The organism is Paenibacillus sp. FSL R5-0923 (genome assembly GCF_038009145.1).
Lineage (GTDB): Bacteria > Bacillota > Bacilli > Paenibacillales > Paenibacillaceae > Paenibacillus_AQ.
Genome location: NZ_JBBPAT010000002.1, coordinates 762,668 through 778,718, shown reverse-complemented (window position 1 = coordinate 778,718; position 16,051 = coordinate 762,668). Strand labels below are relative to the sequence as shown.

The 16,051-nt window shown below is 42.8% G+C and carries 11 protein-coding genes; 1 reads left to right on the top strand and 10 read right to left on the bottom strand.

Annotated elements, in window-relative coordinates; translation table 11 throughout:
• Positions 1-285 precede the first annotated feature (285 nt).
• The 5 genes from MKX35_RS28700 to ilvB all read right to left on the bottom strand — a co-directional run bounded on the left by MKX35_RS28700 (position 286) and on the right by ilvB (position 9,551).
• On the bottom strand, positions 286-4,257 hold the full coding sequence (locus tag MKX35_RS28700) for a collagen binding domain-containing protein (RefSeq protein WP_341044510.1): 3,972 nt from the start codon (positions 4,255-4,257) through the stop codon (positions 286-288).
• Positions 4,258-4,507: 250 nt separating this feature from the next.
• A complete protein-coding gene (locus MKX35_RS28695) occupies positions 4,508-6,049 on the bottom strand; it encodes a 2-isopropylmalate synthase (RefSeq protein WP_042125095.1) in 1,542 nt (513 codons plus the stop codon).
• A gap of 102 nt (positions 6,050-6,151) precedes the next feature.
• Positions 6,152-7,144, bottom strand: coding sequence for a ketol-acid reductoisomerase (gene ilvC / locus MKX35_RS28690; protein ID WP_036679485.1), 993 nt, complete (start codon positions 7,142-7,144; stop codon positions 6,152-6,154).
• Between the two features lie 179 nt (positions 7,145-7,323).
• Complete coding sequence (gene ilvN / locus MKX35_RS28685) at positions 7,324-7,812, bottom strand: acetolactate synthase small subunit (protein ID WP_170880323.1); 489 nt, start codon at positions 7,810-7,812, stop codon at positions 7,324-7,326.
• The gene (gene ilvB, locus MKX35_RS28680) at positions 7,809-9,551 is read right to left on the bottom strand and encodes a biosynthetic-type acetolactate synthase large subunit (protein WP_042125091.1); all 1,743 of its coding nucleotides are present in this window, start codon (positions 9,549-9,551) and stop codon (positions 7,809-7,811) included. The genes ilvN and ilvB overlap by 4 nt, the downstream gene beginning before the upstream one ends.
• 590 nt (positions 9,552-10,141) lie before the next feature.
• Here ilvB and MKX35_RS28675 point away from each other — a divergent pair.
• Positions 10,142-10,588, top strand: a complete 447-nt coding sequence (locus tag MKX35_RS28675) for a GNAT family N-acetyltransferase (protein WP_042125089.1) — start codon at positions 10,142-10,144, stop codon at positions 10,586-10,588.
• Between the two features lie 22 nt (positions 10,589-10,610).
• On the opposite strand, the gene MKX35_RS28670 is transcribed toward MKX35_RS28675, so the two are convergent.
• The 5 genes from MKX35_RS28670 to MKX35_RS28650 form a co-directional block, all read right to left on the bottom strand.
• Positions 10,611-10,964, bottom strand: a complete 354-nt coding sequence (locus MKX35_RS28670) for a hypothetical protein (RefSeq protein ID WP_042125087.1) — start codon at positions 10,962-10,964, stop codon at positions 10,611-10,613.
• A gap of 200 nt (positions 10,965-11,164) precedes the next feature.
• Positions 11,165-12,121 carry an ABC transporter permease gene (locus MKX35_RS28665; RefSeq protein ID WP_042125085.1) on the bottom strand — a complete coding sequence of 319 codons (957 nt, stop codon included), beginning with the start codon at positions 12,119-12,121 and terminating at the stop codon, positions 11,165-11,167.
• Entirely contained in the window at positions 12,122-13,195 is a 1,074-nt protein-coding gene (locus tag MKX35_RS28660; protein WP_042125082.1) for an ABC transporter permease, read from the bottom strand. It abuts the gene before it with no gap.
• The gene (locus MKX35_RS28655; protein ID WP_042125080.1) at positions 13,188-14,726 is read right to left on the bottom strand and encodes an ABC transporter ATP-binding protein; all 1,539 of its coding nucleotides are present in this window, start codon (positions 14,724-14,726) and stop codon (positions 13,188-13,190) included. The genes MKX35_RS28660 and MKX35_RS28655 overlap by 8 nt, the downstream gene beginning before the upstream one ends.
• 179 nt (positions 14,727-14,905) lie before the next feature.
• Entirely contained in the window at positions 14,906-15,961 is a 1,056-nt protein-coding gene (locus MKX35_RS28650) for a BMP family lipoprotein (RefSeq protein WP_076298238.1), read from the bottom strand.
• Positions 15,962-16,051 lie beyond the last annotated feature (90 nt).

Sequence of the window (16,051 nt, the reverse complement as noted above, 5' to 3'; positions counted from 1 at the left end):
ATCATCTCCCAGCGCATTTTATGATAGCGCTTACTAGTTAGTAAAAAAAAAGATATATGCTAAATAGTGTCGCTGGCGCTACATTACGAATAATGAGTGAAAATCCCATTTTCGTCAAGGTTCACTTCGTTGGGAGTTGGGTAGTAAGTGAAGAAGGTTATGAAACGAGTAGCCATAGACCAAAAAAAAAGCAAGGCTCCTCCAATAACAGGAGGAGCCTTGCTCCGTTGACTTTTATCCTATGGGTGTTGAGTGCCGGGACAGCACCCTTATCATTACGATATATTAATTACTTCGTTTAAATCTTCGAGCTAACACAAATCCCACAAGAACTAGACCTCCACCTACTAAGTAAATAGGAAGTGCACTGTCTTCTCCCGTTTTCGGAAGCTCTGTTGGTTTATTGCTGTTATCCCCTGGTTCTTTCACAGTACCTGTCGGTACTTCCTCGACATCAATCTCGATCTCAATCTCTTCTTCATTTCCATTCTCATCTGTCACAATGATCGTGAACTTGTCTTTGCCAATGAAGCCTGGATCTGGTGTATAAATCCACTTGCCATCTTTAGTAATTGTCACCTTACCATGATCTGGCTTATCACTAATACTTGGTAATCCACCGAGTGGGATTTCACCTTCAAGAGGAATGTCCTCATCTGTAGTCAGTTTCTCTACAGGTGGCGTCACTTTCGGAACAACAGGCGTGCTAGTTGGCACCGCCGTGATAGTTGGTGTTGCTGTTGGTGCTACCGTTGGTGTCGCCACCACAGGTGTTGCGGATGGAGTAGCCGTAACGATTACTCCCGGTATTGACGTCGGGGTCGACACAGGGAAAATTGGATTGTCTGGCGTCGACGTAGGTGTTACTGTCGACACAGGTGTTTCCGTCGGTGTTGCTGTCGGCGTTGCCGTCGGTGCTGTTGTTGGCGCTGTTGTTGGTGCTGTTGTTGGCGCTGTTGTTGGTGCTGTTGTTGGCGCTGTTGTTGGTGCTGTTGTTGGTGCTGTTGTTGGTGCTGTTGTTGGTGCTGTTGTTGGTGCTGTTGTTGGCGCTGTTGTTGGTGCTGTTGTTGGTGCTGTTGTTGGTGCTGTTGTTGGTGCTGTTGTTGGTGCTGTTGTTGGTGCTGTTGTTGGTGCTGTTGTTGGCGCTGTTGTTGGTGCTGTTGTTGGCGTCACTATCTTTTGATTCGTTACAGTCATATCTGTAACTGTTGTTGAACTAAATTTCACCTCATATTTATTTGCATCCTTGATATATCCAATAGGTGCCGTTTTTTCTTGCAAGAAGTATTTACCAGGCCGGAGATCTTTAAATACTGTTTTACCGTCTTTATCTGTCGGAATAGATGTGCTAAATAAAACCTCCTCGGATCCAGACACGCGATATAAATTGAAGATAGCTCCTTCAAGAGCTTTACTATTATCTGCTGCATCTACTTTCTTGACAGCTAATTCTTTTCTAGTCCCTTGTCCAATTCCACTGGAATCCGAAAATACTACAGTTACACTTGATTCTTTGGATTGGGTTTCCGTTTGGGATCCATTACCACTAAATTTAACAGAGTTACTAATTTTCCCACCATTTTTCGCCTCTAAAATTATAGAGTCATACTTCAAAATAAAAGGTTTCTCAATCGTTTTATTGAACTTCAATTTAAATTGCTCTGCACCTGTCTTGTCATCCTTTGTAAATTCAAGCGTATAATCCTTGTCCGCTCCTTGAATGAGTGCTGGACCAGATTCATTGACTGTGCCATCCTTTAAAATTGTTGTCGGCAGCAACCGGAATGACTCCGGCAAGAACATTTGATTAGCGTCCGGATTATCAATGATTTGTGCATCTTCTACAAGAGATTGGTTATAGTTGATCTTTAAAGTCCAATTTAGTTTTGTCTCATTTTTAGGGTCCTGTACTCCTGACTTGGTAACATATTGATCATTTTTACCACCGTTTGGAATGCTAACTTCACTTTTCAAATCTTTTGATACAGGCACACCATTGTCAGACAGCTTAGCTGTATTGTAAATCGTTCCATTCTCGACCACTTGATCCTTTAAGCTGGTGCTGAATTTAATCAAATAAGGCTTAGCAATTTTTTCATTAAAGCTTATTTTCAACAATTTAGTCGTTTTATTGTAATCTACAGAATATAGTTTGGGATTAGAGCTGGCAGTAACAGTGACTTCTTTTCCAACTTTAGGGTTACCACTGCTTTCTATCGAAAGTTCATAAACCTTTATAGATCCCTCTATCAACTGCTGTTTATCTTCTAAGGTATCAACAAGCACAGCTTTATCAAGCTCTTTGCTATTGTAGTTAATCCCTATTTCCCAAGAAATCTCTTTGGTTTGAGCGTCATAGGAACCGTTTTTGTAGCCATTATTCTTTGCTTTTGAATCAGGATAGAATGTATCCTCAACCGTGATGGTTTTCGTTTCTGTAGGATTGGACGGGTCATTCCATACAACAGAAGCTCTATTCAAAAATTTCACTTCGTTCTTAACCCAATCATATACAGTCCCGTTACTATTCTTCAACCAATCATTATTGAAATACGTTTTGTAAGTAATTGTATAAGTCTTATCTATTGATGAGTTGAATTTCACGGTAAAACCTTCTGTAGGTTTTGAATCATCAAGAGTATACATAGAAGAGTCCACTAGTTTACCGCTATCATCTTTGATAACAAACCCAACATCAGTAAATTTCAAACCTCTGTTAGGGAAGGTATCCGTAATCACTACATTATTCATTACTTTTTTATCACTATTAATTTTTATTGTCCAGCTTATAGTTTTATCAGCGTAATTAGCCTGTCCAACCTTCTTGGAGATAATATCTTGATTAAGTGTCCCGCTCGCAGGCTTGTCATTAGTAACACCATTAACTATAGTAGTAACAGTATTTGAAACCTTTGTTGCTTCTTCGATGCGATCTTTCGCCCGGGTCTGATACTCGATCTTGTAAGCATTCGAAATATTATTATTAAATGATAATTCGAAATTTTTCAGCCCTGCTTTCGGAGTTAAAGTATTCTCAGATACTGTGTAGTCAGTTACTAAAACTTTATCAGGATTATCTTTAGACTTAGTGAAATCTAATTTATATACCTTCAGAGAGCCAGGTACAAACTGTTGAGAGTCCGTATAATAATCGAACAATTTGGCATCTGCTTTAGAGATCGATTTTTCACCATAATTGTACTCAATCGCCCAATAAGTGTCCTGTGTCACGGAATTATAACTGAGAAAAGATTTCTTCAATAATGCTCCATGATTAAGAGATACACTTGCATTATCTGAAAAAGGTCCTGTATTATTCCCCTTGAAAGTTGCCGTGTTTACAAAAGTGGTTTTAGTATCATCAATAACATCCGTAACGTATTCAATACGGTATGCTTCCGTAATAGGTGTATTAATATCAGGGGTAATAAACTTTACCTCTAAGGTGTTCCCCTGTTGACTTGCAGAATATTGACTAGTGTTTAAAGGAGCACCAGGAGATACATCACCGTTTAGTGCTACATTAAGCTTACTGACCTTGATATCACTTATATCAGTTAAAGCTAAACCCGTAGGGATTACATCAGTTACAGCAGCTCCATATACACTATCCATAACTTTGTTCACATCAACAGTCCATTTAATCTGTTTGGCATTATAATTTCCTTGATTAGTGCCTACCGCAACTCCATCTTTGTCAATAGTAGAACTAACCTCAGGTTTAAATTGGACTGTAAACTCCTGCTCTGCACCACCATTTATCGGAAACTTAATCGTATAGGGTATAGTATCCGTAAACTTTGTTGTGTCAAAACGAGTCTCCACTTCAATTGCACCTTTGACATCGAAATATTCTCCGACTTCACCGGTGAATGTTAAGGTAACTTTGTTAGGACTCCCTTTTATAATGTCGTAATGCCCCAGTTCTTGCCCTTCAATCATAATCTTTTTATTCAAAAAGTCTTTCTCGAGCACAAACCCTTCTGGTAGTTCAAATGTAAAAGTATCACCTGCAACGTAATCACTTCCATCTGGAACCGCCCAGTTATAGTTCAACTTCACGGTGGAGCTCAGCTTGTAAACAGAATCTGTGACCTGTACCCCATTCTCATATACAGACATCGTCACACTTGTAATGATATTAGCACTGTTCTCAATCGCCTTTGCTTTGACCTGAGAATCGAAGCCAAAAGCATTGAAAAACTGCGTACTAAGAAGTATTACTACCATCCATAAACCAATTTTCTTTTTCCACATAAAACGAAAGTCCTCCTTCTTCCTATAAAAGTACTTACTCGACTATTTCTAAGTTGTTTGTTCTCCAAATACTTCAATAATCTCCCTTCGATTGTAATTTGCCGACATGAACAATTTCTGAACAGATCTGAAATTTCGCCAGAATTGGCTCAATTAGCAAATTTTTCGAATAACAAAAAAGCCCTGACAGTGAGTTCACTGTCAGGGCTTCCTCTAAGTATTAGTAAATTTCTGCACAATATAATTTCACTTATATACTTGCGTGGTCACGTTTGGTGTAAGTTTTACGCTTCTCTAGAAGCTTGTTAAGCGCATCAATATAAGCACGGGCACTCGCTTCCAGAATATCGGTGCTAAGTCCACGGCCCTGTGCAGCAACTTCACCCTGCGACAGTACTACATGAACCTCGCCCTGTGCATCTTTACCACGGGAGACGGATTTAATGGAATAGTCCCCAAGGGTAACTTCCTCACCCGTGGCTTTATCAATTGCATTGTAGATGGCATCTACAGAACCATTGCCTTCTGCCTCTGCTACAATAGGCTCCGCTTCCGGACCATCGATAATCACCTTAGCAGTTGGAACAGCTTTATTACCGTAAGTAACGTAAATCGTCTGAAGTCTGAATACTTCTGGCGTATCAATTAGTTTCTCTTCAATTAATGCCAAAATATCTTCATCCGACACTTCTTTTTTCTTATCCGCCAAGTCCTTAAACCTTGAAAAAGCTGTATTAAGCTCTTCTTCAGATAAATCATACCCTAGATCACTTAACTTATCGCGGAAAGCATGGCGTCCAGAGTGCTTACCAAGTACCAGTTTGCTCTCTTTAAGTCCAATGGTCTCCGGTGTCATGATCTCATAAGTGGTTTTCTCTTTCAGCATTCCGTCCTGGTGAATACCCGATTCATGAGCAAATGCATTAGCTCCTACAATCGCCTTATTCCCTGGGACTACCATACCTGTCAACTTGCTGACCAAGCGACTTGTGCGAGAAATCTCGGACAAAGTTAAGGAAGTTTTTGCGCCAAAGAATTCAGCACGTGTCTCCAGCGCCAATGCCACTTCTTCAATCGCTGTGTTCCCGGCACGTTCACCGATACCGTTGATCGTTCCTTCGATCTGATCTGCACCATTCTGAATCGCAGCCAGTGTATTTGCTGTAGCCATGCCAAGATCGTTATGACAATGGGCACTAAGCTGTACGCGTTCAATATCAGGCACATTCTCTTTTAGATATTTAAAGATAGCTCCGTACTCAGAAGGATTCAAATAACCTACAGTATCCGGGATATTAACAACATTAGCCCCTTCCCGGATAGCCATGCCGACCATTTCAGCCATGAAATCATACTCCGTACGGCCCGCGTCTTCTAATGAAAACTCGAGCTTAGGGAAATATTTCTTAGCGTATCGGATAGCAGACTGTGCAGTTTCCAACACCTGAGCCTTATCCATACGCAGCTTATGCTGCCGGTGAATAGGAGATGTAGCTAGAAAAATATGAATACAAGGGTCCTGCGCTCCCTGTAGTGCTTCTTTTACAGCATCAATATCTGTCTCTCTAGAACGAGAAAGGCCGATTACCGTGACGTTCTTCACAGCTCTTGCCACCGCATTAACAGAAGCTAGATCACCTGGAGAAGCTGCAGGAAAACCCGCTTCCATGCGATCAATTCCCAGCTTCTCTAACTGGTAAGCGATCTCCACTTTCTCACGCGTGTTGAGGTTCACACCTGGTGACTGCTCTCCATCTCGCAGTGTCGTATCGAACACATAAATTTTCCGCATGCTAAGCACCTCCCAAAGATTGTGCTGAAACTCTCAAATGCGGCTCGCAAAGTCACGGCCGCATTTGAAGGTAACACTATTTAATCATAAGTATGAATATGATTATTTCTTAATCCAGTGCATCATTTCACGCAATTGGCTACCTACAACTTCTACTGGGTGAGCAGCTTCGTTGCGGCGAGTAGCGGTAAGGAAAGCACGTCCGGATTGGTTCTCAAGGATAAAGTCACGAGCGAATTTACCTTCTTGAATATCTGTCAGAACAGCTTTCATTGCTTTTTTAGTATCTTCAGTTACAATGCGTGGTCCAGTTACATAGTCACCGTATTCCGCAGTGTTACTGATGGAATCGCGCATGCTGGACAATCCGCCTTCGTATACCATGTCAACGATCAGTTTCAATTCGTGCAGACATTCGAAGTAAGCCATTTCAGGAGCATAGCCTGCTTCTGTCAAAGTTTCGAATCCAGCTTTGATCAGTGCGGATACACCACCACAAAGTACTGCTTGTTCGCCGAACAAGTCGGTTTCGGTTTCTTCGCGGAAAGAAGTTTCGATAACTCCTGCACGTGTACAACCAATACCTTTTGCATAAGCAAGACCGATTTCTTTCGCTTTACCTGTTGCATCTTGTTCGATTGCAATCAAGCCAGGAACGCCGAAGCCTTCAACATAAGTACGACGAACCATGTGACCTGGAGATTTTGGTGCTACGAGCAGCACGTCCGCATCTTTAGGAGCAACGATTTGTCCAAAGTGTACGTTAAATCCGTGGGAGAACATCAAAGCTGCGCCTTTTTTGAGGTTTGGTTCCACTTCATTTTTATATACGGATGCTTGAGTTTCATCTGGCATTAAGATTTGCACAACATCTGCACGGGATACTGCTTCAGCTACTGGCAATACTTCAAAACCGTCATTTTTCGCAGTTTCAAAAGATTTACCTTCACGAAGACCGATGACAACTTGAAGACCACTGTCACGTAGGTTTTGTGCTTGGGCATGTCCTTGGCTACCGTACCCGATTACCGCAATTGTCTTTCCTTTTAATACACTAAGTTCTGCATCCTGTTCATAGTACGTTGTAACTGCCATTGTCAATATCCTCCTTTAATTTGAGACCCATCATAAAGAGCGGGTGCTTCAAGAGAACTGGATTCGTCGATTAGATCAAGCTGCTCCTCAAGCTCCCGCTCTTTAGCGGGAATGTCATTCATATCATATCAGATTAATGCAATCAAGCAGTAATCCGTTAAAGTCGCAAAATAAACTATTTAAGAGTTACCACGTACCATAGCCGTAACACCTGTGCGAGACAGCTCTCTGATTCCATAAGGCTTCAACAGCTCGATCATCGCGTCAATCTTCTGTGTCTCCCCAACTACCTGCACCAGTATAGTGGTGCTGCCGATATCGACAACTGAAGCACGGAAAGTCTCAACTACACCCAAAATTTCCGGACGCTCACTTGGATCAGCATTCACTTTAATCAGAGCCAGCTCGCGTGCAACCATTGGCTTAGCTCCAAGATCAACAACTTTGATAACATCAATTAGCTTATAGAGCTGCTTCTCGATTTGTTCAAGGGTATGCTGGTCGCCAAGAGTAACGATAACCATCCGGGATAATCCAACCTCTTCGGACTGGCCGACTGTAATACTCTCAATATTAAATCCACGGCGACCGAACAAGCCTGACACCCGCTGAAGCACACCTGGCTGGTCATTTACAAGTACAGAAATCGTATGTCTTGTCACTGTTATTCATCCCCCATCAGCATATGATCGATGGTTGAACCTTGAGTTACCATCGGGTAGACATTCTCGTCTTTTGGAACAACGAATTCTACCAATACTGGACCCGGTGTTTCCAGAGCTTTCTGCCATGCATCACGTGCTTCTTCCTTATTCGTCGCCCGTAGACCTTTTACACCATAGGCCTCAGCCAGCTTAACGAAATCCGGACTACCTGCAAGGTCTGTATAGCTATAACGTTTGTCATAGATAAGATTCTGCCATTGGCGAACCATTCCAAGCACTTGATTATTAATAACAACGATTTTGACAGGTATATTGTTAATCGCACAAATCGCCAGCTCTTGGGAACACATTTGCATACCGCCATCCCCGTTAATCGATACTACCAACCGTTCAGGATGTGCCATTTGCGCACCGATAGCTGATGGGAATCCGAAGCCCATCGTTCCAAGACCACCTGAAGTAATCCATGAACGCGGATGATTGAACTTGTAATATTGTGCTGCCCACATCTGATGCTGGCCAACGTCCGTAGTAACAATCGCTTCACCATTAGTGGTGTCATTAATCATTTCAATAACCCATTGTGGTTTAAGCTCTGTCTCCGAATCTTTATACCGAAGTGGCTGATCAAGCTTCGACTGCGCGATATGCGTTCTCCAAGCATCAGCCTTAGATGCACGGCCAACCTCAGGAATCAGCATTTCCAGTACAGTTTTTACATCTCCAACGATCGGAATATCAGGCGATACATTTTTTCCGATTTCTGCAGGATCGATATCGATATGCACGATCTTGGCTTTTGGCGCGAAGCCGTCCAGCCTACCCGTAACACGGTCATCGAAGCGGGCACCGATATTAATGAGCAAATCACATTGCTGAATCGCATTGTTTGCGGTATATGTGCCATGCATACCTGGCATTCCCATCCAAAGCTCTTCAGCACTTGGGAAGGCTCCAAGTCCCAGCAAGGTTGTAGTTATTGGAATCTCTGTCCGTTTCACGAATTCGAACATAGCCTCATGTGCTCCAGAGTAGATAACTCCACCACCTGCAATGATAATCGGACGTTCAGCAACCTCAATCGCACGAACCAGTTTATCAAGCTGCAGTTTGTTTGGAACTGTACAAGGGTTGTAGCCACGAAGATTTACGGTCTTCACTGGTGTGAACAACGTCTTTGCTGCCGACACATCTTTCGGTATATCGATCAATACTGGACCTTTACGACCGGTATTCGCCACATGGAAAGCTTCATGTATTACGCGAGGGAGATCCTCAACATCTCTTACAAAGTAGCTGTGCTTAGTGATTGGCATCGTGATTCCAGTAATGTCTGCTTCCTGGAAAGCATCTGTACCGATCAGGCTTGAGAAAACGTTACCTGTGATTACGACCAATGGAGTGGAGTCCATATATGCTGTAGCAATACCTGTTACAAGGTTTGTTGCGCCAGGACCCGAGGTTGCGATACACACCCCTGGTTTGCCACTTGCTCTAGCGTAACCGTCAGCTGCATGAATCGCTCCTTGCTCATGACGTGTTAACACGTGATTGAAATCCGTAAAACCGTACAATGCATCATAAATGTACAATACAGCTCCACCTGGATATCCGAATACTGTGTCTACACCCTCCAATACAAGGCTGCGGAGTAGTATTTCCGAACCGGTAATAACTTCCGGCTCCATCCATTTTTCTTTTAGCTGCTCTGTAGACCGTAATTCCGGTATTTGCGCGCTCATCAGTATTCCTCCTCCGATATTTAACATTCATTATGCAAATGACGGACCGTCCTCTATACATCAGCAAATAGTTATTTATAAAACAAAAAAACCTTCCGCCTCCCACGCACAGTATTAGCGCGTGAGGGACGAAAGGTTGATCTTCCGTGGTACCACCCATGTTTGCATTACATCTCGCGATGCAACGCCTTATCAGGTATACAAAAATCCATCGATGTAGGCAAGGGCCCTAATCTCTGTAACCTGAAGTCCGTAACGCGGACTAAACGATTCCCCCTAATAATTCCACCACTCTAGCCAGTGGACCTTTCAGGGAAACAGCTCCGAGGTGAGCTCGTATATAAGGGATTTCGGTGGAGGTTGCAGCAAATCCTCACACTCTCTGAGCAAAAGAGCCCTTAAAACTTCGTCCTCATCATTGCCGATACATGTATGTTCGTTAAAATGTTTAGACACATTATATGATTCCTATCACGGATAGTCAATACCCTTATTTTTAAAATCGTCACAACTCCTGCTTCTACCCTCTCGGAACGCCTGCCCCTCTCCCAACATATGATGTACGACAATGCGTGGAAAGGGGACGCTCTATGATTCGTTATCGTCGACCGAAGCAGGATGACGTTGTTATTTTTGATTTAATCGAGCGACAGCTCGTTCCATTATCTCATCTGCCGCAAACTGAAATCACTAAAATCAAAAAAGATTTACCCCGTCGTCTAGGACACGGAATCACACTTGTCACCTGTCCCGACTATGAAAGCGATCCAAACGGGTTTGTCCATTTCTTGCTGCATGGTGATTTACTCTACATCGATATGCTAGCCATTGCACCAGATGCTCGGCGAAAACACTTGGGAAATATGCTTATGGATCGGGCAGAAAGATTTGCACTTTCTCGCGGTTGTCATCGTTCTAAGGTATCTGTCGATCTAGGGAATGCAGCAGCGCTAGCCTTTTATCGAAAATTGGGCTACAGCGTAGCCCGTTATCAATCACTAAGTTTTTGTTACGAGCTTGAGAAACGATTCTCCTAGCCAAAGCAGCACTTATCGGAACTCAAAAGAATCCAAAAGGTGAATATGGTGTGCCTCCGTACCCATAACCTCCATAAGGAGTTCCATATCCGTAACCGCCACCATAAGGTGTAGCTCCACCATAGCCTCCTCCATAGCCACCGCCATAACCTCCACCATAAGCATAAGGGGCAGTACCAATGGCGAGCAAATCAAACAACACTAATGGAATGATTGCTTTAGTTTGTACTTTTTTACCACTTACACGTTGTAAAATAAGACGATTTCCTGATACACGAAGGAGCTTTCCTGTAACCTGTGTGCCATCTTTTTTCACAGCGATGATCTGTTTACCTATGAGCCTCATAACCTGCTTTTTCGTAACTGGCTTAGTCATAATATCCCCTCCAAAAAGTTTTGCATGCCTCTGATTCCCACCATCTTCAAAACAGTTTATTCGCACAAAAGTACCTTCGCCTGTACACTTGCCCTTACCTCTTAATGTTTATCCATATCGATCCTAACAAAAAAAGCCGTATCTCCGGAAAAGTCCGGAAATACGGCTTGATAATGATATAAGCAAAAAATCGAAAAGATCTAGCGTTTACCAGGATCATAAGGCTGACCTAATGCCTTAGGAGCAGCGGAACGACCTACAGCACCCACCAATACAATGATCGTTAATACGTAAGGAATCATAAAGATGAACTCTTGTGGTATGTCCTTTGACCATTCAAACAATTGTACGTAGTTACGGATCGCTTGAGAGAATCCGAAGAATACAGCAGCGCCAAAGGCACCAAGCGGATTCCACTTACCAAAGATCATCGCTGCAATAGCGATAAAACCTTGACCTGAAATCGTATTATGCCCAAAGGTTCCGGTTGTAGTTAGAGTGATTGTAGCACCACCGATACCAGCCAGCAATCCACTCAGCATTACGCCGATATATCTCATCCGTTTCACCTTGACCCCTAAGGTGTCTGCAGCACTAGGATGTTCACCTACTGCGCGTAAACGCAGTCCAAATGGCGTTTTAAACAAAACGAAATAAATAACAATAACCAGCACAATGGCCAGATAAGTGGTCGGATAGGAATTAAATATCCCTTCACCGATCACTGGGATTTTGGAGAGTCCAGGAATTGAAACCTTGTTAAACCCATCGATTAGTGGAGTTTCAGCAGATCCATCAAACAGCAGCTTTACCATGTAGAGCGTACTGCCTGCGGCTAAAAAGTTAATAACCGTACCACTGATCGTCTGATCCGATTTAAAGGTAATAGCTGCAACTGCATGAATTAGTGAACCAATTACCCCGACGGCCATAGCACATAGTACGCCAATCCAAGGAGCCCATTCACCCATCCCAGCATCTTGAGCATAATAACCGCCCACTGCTGCGGCAAAAGCACCAAACATCATCAAACCTTCAAGTCCAATATTTACGACACCGGAGCGTTCAGAGAAGATGCCGCCAAGTGAGGCAAAAATAAGCGCTGTGGAAAAAACAAGCGTTGTATTAAGCAGTTGACCTAACGTCTGCAGATCCATCTATAACACCTTCTCTTTCTTGCGCTTGAAGTAAAAGGGCTTAAGCACCCAGCGCACAATCCCTTGTGCCGCAATAAAGAATATGATTGAACCTATAACGATACGAATAAGCTCTGGGGGAACATCTGCAGCAAAACTCATTCCTGCAGAACCATAAGTCAACGTACCATAGAGAATCGCAGCAAGAACAACACCAAGTGGATGTGTTAAACCAAGTAGAGCCACTGCGATACCATCAAAACCATATCCTGGTGATGCCGCGAACACAGATTGATAATGGAATACACCCAGTACCTCCCCTGCTCCGGCCAACCCTGCAAATACTCCACTTATGAACATTGCTTTTACAACGTTACGGCCAACATTCATACCTGCGTACTCAGCAGCATGAGGATTGTAACCAACAGCACGCATTTCATATCCTTGCTTAGTTTTCCATAAGTAGACATAGAAGAATACTGCTGCGGCAAGGGCAATAGCTGTTCCCCAGTGCAGACGTGCATTGTCAAATAACGAATTCAAGAACGTCATAGAAAGTGAAGCTGGAATATCCTCGGAACGATTCTGTCCCGGGAGTAACAGAAATGCTCTTACAATATAATTCGACAAGTACAGAGCAACCCAGTTTAACATGATCGTGGTAATAACTTCATTAATCCCACGTTTGGCCTTCAAGTAGCCGGCGATACCAGCCCACAGACCTCCACATAACCCCGCTATAATAACAGCAAGCGGAACCAATATGAATCCTGGCAAGGCTGCAAATTTAATGCCCACCACGGTCGCAGCTGTCATACCAATCATCACTTGTCCGTCTGCCCCGATATTAAACATCCCTGAACGGAATGCAAAGGCTACGGCTAAACCAGTGAGCATTAATGGCGTCATTTCGCGCACGGCTTCACCAAAGTTGTACAAGTTACCAAACACACGTGAGAACAGTGCGGAGTAAGCAGTTATCGGATCATAACCACCCATAAGCATAACTATTGCTCCCACAAGAAAACCAAGTACGATGGCGACAAGAGGAACGATATAGCTGTCAGTTGTGAAGATTTTTTTGAACTTATTCAACTGCCTTACCTCCCCGCTTCAAGCTGCCTGCCATCATAAGACCCAGTTCCTGGTCATTCGTATCCTGCGGGAACACTTCACCGACAATTTTGCCTTCATAGATAACAGCAATTCTGTCTGATACATTCATAATCTCGTCCAATTCAAACGAAATGAGCAATACAGCTTTTCCTTGGTCACGCTGTGCGATAAGCTGCTTTTGAACAAACTCGATAGCCCCAACATCTAGACCACGTGTTGGTTGTGCTGCAATAAGTAATGTCGGATCTTTATCTATTTCCCGAGCAATAATCGCTTTCTGTTGATTTCCGCCGGATAGAGAACGTGCTTTGGTCTGAATTGAAGGTGTACGCACATCAAATTGCTCCACAAGACCTTCAGCATATTTATCAATGACATCATTTTGCATAAAGCCATTTTTGTTATATGGACTCTTATAGTAAGTTTCCAGAACCATGTTCTCACTTACTGAGAAATCAAGCACCAAACCATGCTTATGACGGTCCTCTGGAATATGAGACACATTCATCTCCGTAATCTTACGCGGGGATAAATTAGCTATCTCGTTCCCGGACACCTGAATAGAACCAGAATCAATTTTACGCAGACCTGTAATGGCCTGAATCAGTTCACTCTGTCCATTGCCATCTACACCAGCTATTCCGAGAATTTCTCCGGCTTTCACATCAAAGCTAAGGCCGTCCAGCACTGAGACACCATCTTTACTCTTGCTGTTCACATCCTTCAGCTCGAGTACAGTTTTGCCAACCTCAGGAGCCTTCTTATCTACCTTGAAGGTTACGCCACGTCCAACCATCTTCTCAGCTAGTTCATTCGGATTAGTCTCTGCGGTATTTACGGTATCGATTACTTTTCCGCGTCTAATAATGGTGACCCGATCAGATATTTGCATAATTTCTTTAAGCTTATGCGTAATCAGGATAATAGATTTTCCCTCTGCAACAAGCCGCTTCATAATCGCCATCAATTCCGTAATTTCTTGAGGCGTAAGTACTGCAGTCGGCTCATCAAATATGAGAATATCCGCTCCGCGGTACAGGGTCTTCATAATTTCTACCCTTTGCTGCATACCTACAGAAATGTCATGAATAACGGCATTTGGATTCACTTGCAGGCCATATTGCTCCGATAGCTTCCGAACCTGTTCCGCAGCGGATTTATAGTCAATTTTAAGACCTTTCTTCGGCTCCATCCCAAGAACAATATTCTCGGTAACCGTAAAAGGTTCCACGAGCTTGAAATGCTGATGCACCATACCAATACCAAGCTCAATCGCTTTATTGGGATTATCAATTATAACCGGTTTCCCGTCGATTTCAATACTACCTTCGTCCGGTTGATACAATCCAAACACGATATTCATTAGGGTTGATTTACCTGCACCATTCTCACCGAGCAATGCAAGAATCTCACCCTTTTTTAAGGTCAAGCTAATGGAATCGTTAGCAACAATACCAGGAAATCGTTTTGTGATTTGCTTCAACTCTACGACAGGAGCCGCAGCACTCATGGAATCACCCTCATCACAGAATATATAACTACCATGCAGACACGGATGTACCGCCCTTTTCAAGACGGTATAACTGTGTCCAACTTATCATAACCAGTGCTTTAACAAGGAATAAGGCCAGCACATAACCGGCCTTATTCTTTGTTGCTTATTGTAATCCGACAAATAAAAGGGAGATCTTACTCGGTAGGAACTGTAATTGTTCCATCAATGATTTGTTTTTTGTAATCTTCAACTTTAGCCAAGATCTCTTCAGAAACGTTAACTTTAGATGTTTCAGAGATACCTACACCATTGTCTTTCAAACCAAGAACAGTTGTAGTACCACCTTTGAAAGTACCATCGATTACTTCTTTGGAAACCTTCTTCACAGCTTCGTCAACGCGTTTGATCATGGAAGTCAAAGTTACGTCCGTACCAAATTCAATGGATTGGTCTTTGTCTACACCGATAACCCAAACTTTTGCACCGCCAGCTTTGTTACGGGATTTAGCTTCGTTAAATACGCCATTTCCTGTTGCACCAGCAGCAGGGAAGATGATGTCATTACCATCGTTATATAATGTAGCGGCAAGAGATTTACCAGTATCTGGTTTGTCATATGCACCTGCATAAGTAATTGTAACTTTAGCGTCAGGCTTAACTGCTAATACACCAGCTTTAAAGCCTACTTCAAAACGTTTGATTACTGGGCTTTCCATACCGCCGATAAAAGCTACCTTGTTAGTTTTTGTAGTCAAACCAGCAACCACACCAACCAAGAAGGAACCTTCGTTCTCAGAGAAAGTAACGGATGCTACGTTAGGAGCATCTACAACGCTATCAATAATTGCCAAGTTAGCATTTGCATTCTCACCAGCAACCTTTTTAATTGCGTCGCCAAGATCAAAACCAATACCCCAAGTCAAGTTGTAGCCATCTTTAACGAATTGGTTAAGGTTTGGCTCATAGTCAGCGTTTGATTTACTTTGCAAATATTTAACGGAAGAACCTGTTTCTTTTTCAAGAGCTTGTAATGCTTCCCATGCGGATTGGTTAAACGACTTATCGTTTACGCCTCCGATGTCAGTAACCATACCAAATTTGAAATCAGATTTTGCGGCATTTGTTCCGCCATTTGTTCCTGCATTAGTCTCGCCATTTGCAGCATTTTTAGCGTTGTTGTTTCCGCAACCAGCCAATACTACTGTGAATGCCAGCAACATTACAAGAGATAGCTTGAAAACTTTTTTCATTGAATGTGATCCCCCTTAAAATATTGGATGTCATCTGTGTTCTACTTGGACATTCCATAGATCAAATTATAACTGCAATAAAATCTAAAA